The organism is Fibrobacter sp. UWH5, assembly GCF_900142505.1.
Lineage (GTDB): Bacteria > Fibrobacterota > Fibrobacteria > Fibrobacterales > Fibrobacteraceae > Fibrobacter.
On sequence record NZ_FRBB01000019.1, the window covers coordinates 12,709 to 25,350 of the forward strand.

The following is a 12,642-nucleotide window of genomic DNA, read 5'->3' on the forward strand; positions in this document are numbered from 1 at the left end:
GTATATGTTAAAGAAAGAAGAAAAAGTTCTGATTCGCACCGCTCTAATGGAGTATCGGTATCTCTTGTTCAAGACCTACCACGGCACCGATGAAGAAAAATCCCGCATTGCCCAGCTGAACAAGCTGCTGCAGAACTGGAAGGTATGAATAAGTTCTTCGCCACATTACTGATGATTGCGATTTCTGCGACCTTTGGTTTCGCGGATTCTACAGGTGTGGCCAACGCCGGCTACAACGGTAAAGAGGATTTGCGTATCGCGGATTCCTGTTTCACCGCTCGCGCCGAACGCGCCAATGGGGATAAAGCAGACAAGAAGAATGCTAACCTGATGATCGAGAAGTATCGTGCCGCCATGGCAGACTCCTCCGTTCTCGAGGCTGCGACCGAAGGTTTGACCAAGAGTCTTTTCTTCAGTTTCCGATTCGTTCACTTCGACAAGAGCAAGCGTAAGCAGAAACTGGACAGCCTGAAGACCATCAGCGAAAACGCCTACAGGCAATTCCCCAAGAACAAGGAAATCGCCCATGTGTACGCGTCGGCCATTTCTATGTGGGGTAATGAACGCGGAGCTCTCGCCTCTGTGAAGGACGGCGTAGCCAACATTGTCCGCGACGTTTCTACCGCAGCCGAAGACTGGCAGATTCTAGGCAGGGCCCACTTTATGCTGCCCTATGTTCCCCTGGTGCTTTCATGGCCCGACAAGAAGCTGGCGGACAAGTACCTGACCATGGCCCTGCAGCAGAACCCCAAGGACCTGTACAACTATTACTTCCTGGCGGATTTGAGATTTGACCAGAAGCGTTACGCCGACGCCCTGGACCTGATCGACCGCGGCCTTGCAAGAGGCGTTCGTACCAGCTACTTCCTGGAAGACAAGCGTGGACGTTGGCACCTGAAGGAACTCCAGAAGAAGATCAACGAAAGATTGGACAAGAAGTAAAAAAATATGAACTACAAGAAACGCGACCTCAATGAGGTCGCGTTTTGCGTTTAACGTTTTTGATTACTTGTCGGAATCTTTCTTTTCTTCAGCAATCTGCTTGACACCACCCACACCTGCAAGCTTTGCACCGAACATGCTGCCCACAATGGTCTTCAAGTCGATACCTACGGAATCGGTAAGACCGTTGGTGATCTGAGAAAGAGTCTTGGTAATATCTTCTGTAAGCTTGGCGGTATTGCCTTCGCCGTACATAGTGATGCTTCCAATCTTTTCCATGGGCTTTGCGATGTTGCTTGCCACAGCAGGGAGCTGTTCAAAGAATTTTTCCAAGGTCTTCAGCTGCATTTCCTGACGAGCGGCCTCACCATACTTCTTCATGGCTTCAGCCTTCTTGTCCAGAGCTTCAGCTTCTGCAATACCCTTGGCCTTCACGGCGTCTGCTTCAGCTTCACCTTTGGCCTTGATAGCAGCTGCTTCAGCGAATGCCTTTTGCTTTTCTGCTTCTGCCACCTTGGTGATTGCCACGGCGCGCTGTTCCTCGGTGTAACGGGTTGCTTCAGCATCCTTCTGTTGCTGGAACAAGTCGGCTTCAGACTTCTGAATCATGGCCTGGCGTTCAGCTTCGGCCTTCTTCTGAATTTCAGCTTCCAGTTCCTTCTGGCGGACAGCCACCATCTTTTCGCGAACTTCAATTTCCTTTTCCTGCTTAGCGATGTTTGCTTCGGCATTGGCAATTTCAATTTCGCGACGCTGCTTCTGTTCCTGGATTTTATAGGCAGCATCAGCAATAGCCTGTTCCGTATCAGAAATCTTTTGCAGGTTAGCCTTCTTCACTGCCAGATCATTTTGCTTCTGAGCAATTTCCAGGTCAGCGGCAACAGCAGCATCGTTAGCTTCCTTCTTGGCCTGAGACTGGGCAACACTAATATCACGTTCAGCATTAGCCTTAGAAATGGCGGCTGCCTTGCGGATAGCCACAGTCTTGTCTACGCCCAAGTTTTCGATAACACCATTGCTGTCTGCAAAATTCTGGATATTGAAAGTCTGCACAATAATACCCAGCTTTTCCAAATCCGGAATAGCATTTTCAAGGACGCGTTCAGAAACCTGCTTACGGTCGCTCACCATATCAACCAGCTTCATCTGGCCCACGATTTCACGCATGTTACCTTCAAGAACGTCGACCACCATTTCCTTGATCTGTTCGGGCTTCTTGTTCAAGAAGTTCTGGGCAGAGGCCCTAAGCCTCGAAGGATCGTCAGAAATCTTCACGTTCACGACAGCATCAACAACCACATTGATGTAATCAGAAGTAGGGACTGCATTACGAGTCTTCACGTCAATAGGAATAAGCTGCAAACTCAGGTGATCCGCACGTTCAAAGAACGGAATGCAAAAACCTGCGCGACCAATGATAACACGAGGCTGTTTCTGGATACCAGATACAATCACGGCTTCATCCGGTGCAGCCTTGATATAGGCGGCAAAGAACAGGATGATGAAAAGTAAGACAAGCACACCAACGATGGCGATGATTGTTTCAGTGGACATTTGTTCTCCTTTTTTATTTTTCGTCCTTCTAGTTAACTTGTTCTCTTCCTTAATGAAGATACGATTTTTTTATCTCTTCGGATCAAAAAATCGGAAAAATCGTACAGGCGTAAACCTGCATAAATTTTTCCTTAAAAAAAGACTCGCCTACTGACAAGCGAGTCTTTTTTGCATTAGCCAAACTAGCTTTTAAGCCTGTGCCTGAACAGCAGTGAGAGCGATGGTGTAGACGATATCTTCTACCAAGGCGCCACGGGACAGGTCGTTCACCGGCTTGGCGAGGCCCTGGAGCATGGGACCGATGGCGATGGTGCCACGGGCGGAACGCTGCACGGCCTTGTAGCCGATGTTACCGGCAGACAGGTCGGGGAACACGAATACGGTAGCCTTGCCGGCCACAGCGGAACCCGGAGCCTTCAGAGAGCCTACACTGGGAGTAGTTGCTGCGTCGTACTGCAGCGGGCCATCCAGGGCCATGTCGGGGCGGGCAGCCTTGGCGATGGCGGTAGCTTCCTTCACCAGGTCAGCGTCGGGACCCTTGCCGGAATTGATGGTGCTGTAGGAAAGCATGGCCACGCGGCTGGGCAGGCCAAAAGCCTTGGCTGTGTCGTCGCACTGGAGGGCGATGCCGGCCAGTTCTTCGGCGGTGGGGTTCAGGTTGATGGCGCAGTCGCCATAGACGTAAGTCTGACCGGGCAGGCACATGAAGAACACGGAGCTGACGGACTTGACGCCGGGAGCGCACTTGATGATCTGGAGGGCCGGGCGGAGAGTGTCTGCGGTAGAATGGATGGCACCGGAAACGAGACCGTCCACTTCACCCATCTTCAGCATCATGGTTGCAAGCATCACGTTGTCCTTAAGGGCTGCGCGAGCCTGTTCTTCGGTCATGCCCTTGGACTTGCGAAGTTCAACCAGGGTGGGAACGTACTTCTCGGCAAGAGCTTCGGAGGGTTCGATAATCTCGATGCTTGCGGGAAGGGTTACACCAACGGACTTGGCAGTAGCCTCGATTTCAGACTTGGCACCTACGAGAACAGGCACGGCGATGTTACGTTCTACAGCGAGAACGGCTGCCTGGACGGTACGGGGTTCGGAACCTTCGGGCAGGACAATGCGCTTTGCAGCCTTGGAAGCCTTCACCAGGAGGCCTGCGCGGAACATGGCCTGGGAGGTCTTGCGTTCGGCGGCGGGTTCAGCCAGGTCGCGGGCAATGCACTTGGGGCAATGGAGGAGGCGCTTGGGGCAGAACAGGTCGGCATCTTCGTTGTCGGAATAGATCTTGGAATCGAGAGCGGTTGCAAGGGCTTCGTTGTATGCCTGGGCGCAGACGGGGCTCATGCCTACGGCACCTTCTACCACTACCAGGTCCACGTTTTCGAAATCCTGCTTGAGGAAGTCGGCGGCGATGGTTTCCATGAGGACGGCGGTCTTGTCGGCCTTGATCTGGGCGGCGGCAGCGGCACCGTTTACAGCGGGCTTGTAGGTGGCGACCTTGAGGCCTGCGGCGGCTACGGCTTCACTTGCTTCCTTGATTTTAGCTTCCATGTTTTCGGAGGCTACGAGATATACGCGATTCATTCTGAAATCTCCATTTTTCGATTAAAGTTCTTTTTCCAGTTAGCTTTTCTTTTTACGGCATAAAAATTAGGATTTTGACTCCCCGAAAGCACCTGTTTTTTTCAAAAATGCCTTTTTTGCGAAAAAAAACGTTCAAAATCGGCGTTTATAGGCCTGTCTTATTCCAGTTCGCGGCTCCCTTCCCGACGTATCCCAATTACAAAAAAAACTTTACAAGTTATTGATACAAAAGCACTTGAGTAATGTTAAAAAAAAATTATTTTTGTGGCGGTTTTGTTGTTTGGGAAATTCTAAGGAGAGAACGGATGCGGTTGACGAACCTATTCCGGAGCTTGGCGGTTGGCCTGGCTCTGTTTACTATTTCTGCAAATGCGGCAACTGTCGCTATCGCCCATATCATTTACGAGGGTGACAGTCTTTACTATGCTGATAACGAAGAAAAGCTGAAGTACAGCTTGGTCAGCCAGGAACGCGACGGTACCTATACCATCAAGTTCAACGAAGAACGTCTTGACGACGGGAAGGCTGAACTCCGCAGGCTCCGCTTCGGTCTAAACTGCGAAAAGAATACGGACAAGTGCGGCACGTACCTCACTTCCGAAGAAAAGGATATGCCTTACCTGGCTACGCTTTTCCCGGAGTATGACCAGACCATCAAGGATCAGCCCGTTTACGAAGTCTGGCTCAAGCTGAGTCAGGGTTCTCTTGAGATTCTGCCGGGCATTCCCGACGAATACGTGGTACCCGATTCCGCCACGGTCATTATTAGGCTGCTCCCCTCCTGGAACAACACCACGGCTCTCATGACCCTCAACGGCAAGGACTACTCCATGACTCCCATCCGCGAAACCTACTGCGGGTGGTTCGAAGATACCCTTAGAATTGTTCCCAAGAATGTCTACGTCTCCTTCAAGCAGACTATCGGCGACATGTACATCGGCAAGAATGGTCCCATCAAGGAACCCATCGACATCGAAGACGAAATCAAGCTGGACTCCGCACTGACCATCGGCAAGGAACTCTGGATCGTGGCCAACCAGTATGGCGAACCCGAGATTTCTACCGCATTCCCCGAAATTCTCGGCGACTGCCCTGTAAAGAAACTGCCCGTCATGATGTTCGACTGGCTCCACGGCGACCAGGGTGATGAAAAGAACGCAATCGCACAGGCAGGCACTACAAGCCAGGACTTCGGTACCGGCGGATGTAAGGGCGAAGACAACGCCTACAAGGCCCGCCTGGGCATGGTCGAAAGGGAACTTGGCCCCAACGGCGTTCCTGTCAGGGCAAAGAACTTCCCCAAGGAATGCGAAATTACGGATCACCTTGATTACTGGTTCCTGCCCGAAGTCTTGGCAACCGATGCCGCCGGCAACCAGTACACCAACGCCACTTGCCGTGATCTGGAACTGACTCTGGACAACAAGGGTTTCTGGCTGGGTCAGAAGAACCTGGAAAGCCCCGAAAAGGGTCTCTTCTTCCTGGATGACTTCAAATTCCTGGATGAGGCAGGAACTGTTCCCAACCCCAACTTCGACTGGCTCAACGGTGGCGAAAATATCGGTACCCACAACTATGGCTTTACCATGAAGATCCAGGCCCAGTTTGAATATGTAAGGGGCCAGTACTTTGAATTCTACGGCGATGACGATGTGTGGGTTTTCATCAACAACAAGCTTGTGGTGGATATCGGCGGCCAACATCACCAGGTTAGCGGTTCTGTAAAGCTGGATACCATCGGACAGGATACAGGCGACCCCCTGATTCCTGGCGAAACCTACCCGTTCCACATTTTCTACGCAGAACGTCACAAGGATGAATCCAACTTCAAGATGCGTACGTCTATCGACCTGAAGACTGACGCCAGCATGTTCCTGAAGGACATTCCCGGTGGCGAAAAGGTTATCCAGAAGGAAGTTTGGCAGATTGTCCGTAAGACCGCCCTGGCCTGCGACTTCTCTACAAGCCCCGAACTTCGCGACACCACTCTCGGCCCCTCAACATTCACCTTGTTCGGTAAGAGTCTGGCCAAGGGAGGCATCGCCCTCTCCAAGCTTGATTCCGCCTACTATAGCGGTATCAAGGTCACCAATGACTATACCATGCTTACCATTGACCTGCAGGCGATCGGCTTTGCGCAGAGTCTGCCGCCGGGAACCTACTACGTACGCGTAGCCCTCCGCGACAGTCCCGACCAGTACAAGGACGTCTACTTTACCGTGGATCCCTACGAACTGCCCAACCTGGCATACGCAAGCGTCAAGGATTCTAGCTACTGTGTCGCCAACATCAGCGAAACGGCAGATTCCACAATGGACTCCACTTGCTACACCCAGTACTGGCACGCATTCGGTAACGAGATCTCCCGCGACGTTTCCAGCGACACTCTCCCTGTTAGCCTCGACCGTACTGAACGTATGTGGGCAGGACGCTCCTACCCCGTCAACATCATGTATGCAGAAGAATGGGCTACTATCTATAGCGGTATCGCAGTATCCATCATTTCTACTAACCCGAACCTGATCGCATGCGACTCCCTGGGCAACATCATTGACGAAGTGGTCCTGGTAGCAGGCCATGCCAGCTTCTATATCAAGGCCCAGGACGAAGTGATTAACGCCACCTTGACAATCAAGAGTGCAGGCGCCAAGAACGCTTCTGTAGACTGGACAAACATCAACATTGCAGTCCCGCCTGTTCCGCAGATTGATTCCGCATTCATCTACGACAGAAATGGCGATGGACGCGCTGACAGCATCTGGCTTCACTTCAACAAGGCCCTCGGCGGCCAGAGCGTTCTGGATTCCCTGAAGTTCGTATTCGGTAGCAATTTCGATACCCCCTACAAGGCAGTCTACAACGACGGTGAAGATTTCGCCTATGTCGTTGCAAGTGGTTCGGGATTCAGCACCTCGATCTATACCGGCGGTGCAATGGCTCCCTACAACGGAAAGATTACCGTTTACTACACCTACACTGACGAATCCGGCAAGCAGTCCTACTTCCCTGTGGAAGGCATCCTGTACGACAGAGTCGGTCCTGTTATCGTCGCCGCTGAAATTGAATACATGAGCGACGGTAATACGTTCCTGAGACTGTCCTTCAGTGAAGGCGTCAACGAGGAAAACGCAAACATTGATTTGTTCAGTTTCCACTGCTGGAAGGACAAGGTTCTTCATACTGTAGTAAAGACCCCCGGAAGAATCGGCGCAGGACAGCCCAACCAGTGGAGTCTTGTATTCTCCAAGGGTAGCACACAGGATATCGTCCCTGCCGTAGGCGACTCCATCAGGTTCACGGTTCCCTCTATGGGCGGACAGGCTCACGACCTAATCGGAATTCTCCCCCACGAAGGAAACCCCTGGGTACGAATCACCGGCGAGCAGAAGGTTACCGTTACCAGCCCGAAGGTTGTGGCCCTGGATCCTGCCGCAGAGAATTTCGAGAGCGCAAAGGAAATCATTACCAACCCCAACGCCACGGTTCCAAAGCTGGTCGTTAGCGAACAGGCCATGAGCGCAGAGCAGGTCGCCGCAGTTTACGGCACACAGGGTCATTACCTGGGAGACCTGGACATGGCACAGTTGGTAGAAAATGAGATTGCCGAAATTGTGAAGGCCGTTCAGAGCACCCCCAGCTACGTAGACAAGAAGGCAGCAAACGATCCCGCTAACGCCGACAAGACCTACACCATCGATGAAATCATCGCCGCCGTCGCAAACGGTACCATGAGCATCGGTGAAGCCAAGGACAGATTTGACCTCAGCGAAGTCATCGTAGACGCTTACGAAAACGGTCTTCTGAATGTCGAAAATCTGCACTACTACTCCAGCGGTACCGAAGCCGACATCAAGAACATCGTCTCTACCGTTGCAGAAAGCACCGTGCTGACTTACAAGACCTTCTACTACACCAGCCTTGGCCACTATGTTAGCGGTCAGACCGGCAGACTGACCTGTAACGACGACATCTTCAAGGATGGCGGACGCAAGAACTGCCTGGATTCCGACGGCAAGCTGTTCCTGGCCTGGAACATGCGCGCAGACAACGGAAGACTCGCCGCAACCGGTGTCTACATCGCCCGTCTGGAAATCAAGATCAAGGTAAACACCAAGACCATTACCGACAAGACCCAGGACTTCCTCTGGGGCGTCCGTCGCGGTCAGGTTAACGCCATTGACCTTGGTCTCTAATTAGACTGTTCTAAAAAATTCTTACACGGAATCCCCCTGCCAAAGGGGGATTTTTTTTGGAACGAACTCCCCCAAAAAGGCCTCAAAAAAAGTTTTCTCCGGTATTTTTACAAAAACGCACTCTTTACTTGTTGCATTCCAATCAGGAATAATTTATTTCTACGGAGACCTAGAGACTCGTTTGGTGTAGCGAGCCTCACTAAGGAGAGATTGGATGGTGTGTAGAGTACTTCTTGAGAAGGCAAGGAAGTTGCCTTCCCTTGTTTCGTTTAACAAATTTAAACCCCTTCGTGCGATCGCGCTGGCAGGGTTAGTCTTGGGCCTTTCGGCCGCAGCGTTCGCCGCAGATTACACCGCTGACGTGGAATACGCCGACGGAAATCTCTATTACACCGTTACTTCAGGCAGAAACAATCTCACGAGATGTACAAGCCTCGCCAATGGCATTTCTTTCTCTACAGTGGATGCCAAGAACGTCACCATCAATTTATACACCAACAGGAACTGCAATACTCCCCTGACAGTCCAGCGCAGAAACGTCACCATCAAGGGCGCGGACCTCTTCAAGGACGGAGCCACTTCAGCAACAGCCACACTCGGCAAAGACGGCAAGCTGACTCTCGAAGAACCCGGCAGCCGAAAGACGATCGCCTTCTTTACCCCCTGGAGCAACACCAACGCCATCCTCTTCATGAACGGCGACTCCGTGGGCATCATGCAGCCCATCAAGAATTATTGTGGCTGGTTCGCCGCATCGGTCAAAACTCCCGAAAATGGACTCAAGGTTTACTTTAAACAGACTGTCGGTCGTAACTATGTAGGCGCAGAAGGCGTCACCATCACCGAACCGACCATCGCCAGCGAAATCTCCCTGGATTCCATCGCCAGCATTTCCGACACCATCTGGGTGCAGGGTTACAAGGCAGACGTTCCCGCCTTATTCTCCAAGTACCCCGGCGTCCTAGGAGACTGCCCCCTCAAGAAATTCCCCGTTACCGTATTTGACTGGCTTCATGGCGACAAGGGCGACGGTGACGATCCCGGCAAGAACGGCGACCCCGCCAACGGTGTCAGCGCCGACTTCGGTTCTGGCGGTTGTGGCGGATCCAACAACAACAAGGGATATATGGGCGGCATGGTCCAGAAGAATCTGGGCCCCAACGGCGTTCCCGTTCCCGCAGATCCGTTCCCCGGAGACTGTAAGATTACCACCCACCTGGCAAACTGGTTCCTGCCCGAAGTGGTGGCTACCGATGCCGCCGGCACCCAGTACACCAACATGACCTGCCGCGACATTTACATCTCTATGGACAAGGAAGGTTTCTGGCTGGCCGAAGTTTCCTCTGACAATGTTTCCGAAGGAAATGACGCCACCAAGGGCGGCATGTTCCTTGTAGACGACTTTGAATTCCTGGATGACGCCAAGACCGTCAAGAATCCCTACTTTGACCAGCTAGGCAACGGCCAGAAGCATAACTTCGGTTTCGCCGTCAAGATCCAAGCCACCTTTGAATACGTTCCCGGTCAGTACTTCGACTTCTACGGCGATGACGACGTGTGGGTCTTTATCGACAACCGCCTGGCAGTAGATATCGGTGGCCAGCACCGACAGGTTGCAGGTGCCGTAGACCTGGACACCATGGGACTTGTCGAAGGAACTACCTATGACTTCCATATTTTCTATGTGGAACGCCATACCAGTTCTTCTAATTTCCGTATGCGTACATCCATCGACCTGCAGGTGGACGCCTCCATTTTCGTAACGTCCATCCCCCTGGGTGATGAAACCAATTACAAAGTCTGGCAGGTCAATAAGAAGAACAAGCTTTCCTGCGGTTATGACGCCAACTCTACAGAAACGGATACTACAGGCGGCGCTTCCACATTCAAGCTTACCGGCGGCAATCTTTCTGAACCCCAGATTCTTGATGTGGGCTTGCATTACGAAGGCCTCAACATTACCAGCGACTCTACATTCAGCGTCAACGTAGAAGCCATCAAGGCTAACGGCGCCCTGGCTCCGGGCCACTACTTCCTGGAAATCACCCTGAAGTCCGATCCCAGCCAGACTACAAAGGTCGAAATTACCGTCCCTGCCTACGACCTCCCCAGCGTAGCATTCGCAAAGGAAGACTGGACAGTCCTCGGCACGGCCGTTTCTGGCGACACCACTCAGATCGGCGAATGGGCTTACGCCACCTACCAGGTCAACATCACCTTCTTTGAAGAATGGGCTACAGTCAATAATTATAACAGAAAGATCAACCTGTCCTTCTCTGACGTAAACATCGACATTCTTGATACCATCGGCGGAAAGAAGATTACTTCCGTCAACCTGGATTCCAACGGCAGAGCCACCTTCTACGTACACGCCAACGCCCCTGTTACCGGAGCAACACTTACCATCAAGGGCGCAGCAGCAGGTTCTTCTGCCTGGACAAAATTGAATTTTGCCGATCCGCCAATTCCGCAGATCGTTACAGCAACCATTTTTGACAGAAACGGTGACGGTCGAGCCGACAGCCTATATGCACAGTTCGACAGAAGCCTTTCTGACAAGAGCCGTCTGGATTCCATTCAGTTTGAATTTGGCGAAGCCTTTATGGCAACCGACAAGTTCAGACTCATCAACAACAATACCATCGTCCTGACCGCCGAAGATATCGATGTTGAAAAATGCACCGACGCCAAGTGTGGTTTCGGTAGCCGCCAGTTCACCGGAGGTGCAACCAATATCTACACAGGTTCCCTGAACAACTGGTTCACCTACAAGGACAATGGAAAGACAAGTCAGTTCTACAAGGAAAACGAACCCATCAGCGACGGCATGGGCCCCATTATCGTAAGTGCCGTGAAGTCCAAGAGCAACGATGGTAACCGCCACCTGGCACTGACTTTCAGCGAAGCCATCTCAGACGATTCCCGTATTCAGTTCGCCACCATGTTTGAATTTATCTGCATGCGCGGTGGCATCAACGAGAATCCCGAAACCCCGGTACTGCAATCCGGTAGCGGCAATACCATGACCCTGGTTTATAGTTCGACCACACAGGACGCCGTATTGCCCAACAATGGAGACCTGATCCGCTTTGTCCCCGGAAACGGTTCCGCAAACGAGACCATCGACCTTGTTGGCAACGCTCCCCACAAGGACAACGCCTGGGTAACCATCACTGGCGACCAGGAACTGACCAACGAAAGTCCGGGAGTCATTTCTATCGGCGATGACCCCTACGGCATCATCAAGAAGGATACCGTCACACAGAGCCTGCTGATCACCAACACTACCCAGGACGCTCAGCAGATCGGCGACTCCCTCGGTGTTCAGGGCAGCCTCATTGACTACGACATTTCCAAGATCATGTTGGAAGAAACCCAGAAGGACATCAACTCGCTGGACGCATTCATCGAATCTCAGCTGGGAAGCACCACGACCTACGATACGACATATATATGCATCAGCGAAGAAGAAGCCCTGACGCAGGTCTTTGCCGATATCAGAACCGGAGTGGTTGGCGAAAACTTCGGCTTTAGCGAAGCCACCGTCATCGCCATCATGGAAGGTACTATCAACGAAAGCAATTACCAGTCCGCCCTAACAGCAGAAGAAAAGGGCATCATAGCCAAACTGACCGAAGACAATATTGAAGCCAGCAGGGACACCCTGACCGAAATCAGTTCCATTTCGACCACCACCCAGACGGATTTGTTCAACTCGATCAGGGCAGGTCTACTTGATGAAAAATTGAAGCAGGCCGGAGTCAGCCAGACCGTCATTGACGCCATCAAGGACGGCACCCTGAACGAATACAACATCGAAGAATTCCGCAACGGTTCCAAGTCCCTGATTGCAGACGACGCCATAGAACTCTTCTACCGTACACGTTACTACAGCCAGTATGGCGAATATGTGGGCGGAACTTCCAAGTCCATCAAGTGCTCCGACAAGGAAATCTATGGCGAAGAAGGCTGCATGAAGAACAAGGGCAAGATCTTCCTGGCCTGGAACATGCGCTCCAACAACGGCCGCCTCGTGGGAACCGGTGTGTATATCGCCCGACTGGAACTGAAGATTATCGTAAACGGCAAGACCACCATGCATCAGACCCGCGACAAGCTGTGGGGCGTGCGCCGTGGAAAAGTCAACAAGCTTGGCCTAGAATTCGGGCCCTAGAAAAGAAATTAAACCTCTCTCATTAAAGGTGTCCGGCCAAATGCCGGCGCCTTTTCTTTTTTTTGCCCGCTGACCTTCATTTTTACACACTTACTAAACAAAATCAACAAATTCTTACACAGTTATTTTTAAAAAACATTGATTTTTACAAGATTTTAAATATTTTTGAAAAACTTCTTCAAATATTTGAAATTATTT

At 51.7% G+C, this 12,642-nt stretch carries 6 protein-coding genes; 4 read left to right on the forward strand and 2 right to left on the reverse strand.

The genetic code is table 11. The features are described from left to right. The first annotated feature begins 4 nt into the window (after positions 1-4). Both BUB38_RS16415 and BUB38_RS12925 read left to right on the forward strand, forming a co-directional pair. The gene (locus BUB38_RS16415; protein WP_158236530.1) at positions 5-148 is read left to right on the forward strand and encodes a hypothetical protein; all 144 of its coding nucleotides are present in this window, start codon (positions 5-7) and stop codon (positions 146-148) included. Next, positions 145-942 carry a hypothetical protein gene (locus tag BUB38_RS12925; RefSeq protein WP_073161159.1) on the forward strand — a complete coding sequence of 266 codons (798 nt, stop codon included), beginning with the start codon at positions 145-147 and terminating at the stop codon, positions 940-942. Before BUB38_RS16415 ends, BUB38_RS12925 begins: the two co-directional genes overlap by 4 nt. Before the next feature lie 63 nt (positions 943-1,005). Here the strand turns inward: BUB38_RS12925 and BUB38_RS12930 are convergent, their stop codons facing one another. Then, entirely contained in the window at positions 1,006-2,496 is a 1,491-nt protein-coding gene (locus BUB38_RS12930; RefSeq protein WP_073161160.1) for a flotillin family protein, read from the reverse strand. Positions 2,497-2,685: 189 nt separating this feature from the next. Then, the gene (gene pta, locus BUB38_RS12935) at positions 2,686-4,077 is read right to left on the reverse strand and encodes a phosphate acetyltransferase (protein WP_073161161.1); all 1,392 of its coding nucleotides are present in this window, start codon (positions 4,075-4,077) and stop codon (positions 2,686-2,688) included. A gap of 305 nt (positions 4,078-4,382) precedes the next feature. Between pta and BUB38_RS12940 the strand changes: the two genes are divergently transcribed. Together BUB38_RS12940 and BUB38_RS12945 are read left to right on the forward strand one after the other, a co-directional pair. Continuing rightward, positions 4,383-8,270: a fibro-slime domain-containing protein gene (locus tag BUB38_RS12940; RefSeq protein ID WP_073161162.1), complete on the forward strand. Its 3,888-nt coding sequence runs from the start codon at positions 4,383-4,385 to the stop codon at positions 8,268-8,270. A 316-nt stretch (positions 8,271-8,586) separates the two neighbouring features. After that, entirely contained in the window at positions 8,587-12,444 is a 3,858-nt protein-coding gene (locus BUB38_RS12945; RefSeq protein ID WP_254794959.1) for a fibro-slime domain-containing protein, read from the forward strand. The last annotated feature ends 198 nt before the right edge of the window (positions 12,445-12,642 follow it).

Bases quoted from the DNA above. Each gene is read 5' to 3' on its own strand.
- BUB38_RS12925 (WP_073161159.1), top strand. From the start codon at position 145: ATGAATAAGTTCTTCGCCACATTACTGATGATTGCGATTTCTGCGACC.
- BUB38_RS16415 (WP_158236530.1), top strand. From the start codon at position 5: ATGTTAAAGAAAGAAGAAAAAGTTCTGATTCGCACCGCTCTAATGGAG.
- BUB38_RS12930 (WP_073161160.1), bottom strand. From the start codon at position 2,496: ATGTCCACTGAAACAATCATCGCCATCGTTGGTGTGCTTGTCTTACTT.
- pta (WP_073161161.1), bottom strand. From the start codon at position 4,077: ATGAATCGCGTATATCTCGTAGCCTCCGAAAACATGGAAGCTAAAATC.
- BUB38_RS12940 (WP_073161162.1), top strand. From the start codon at position 4,383: ATGCGGTTGACGAACCTATTCCGGAGCTTGGCGGTTGGCCTGGCTCTG.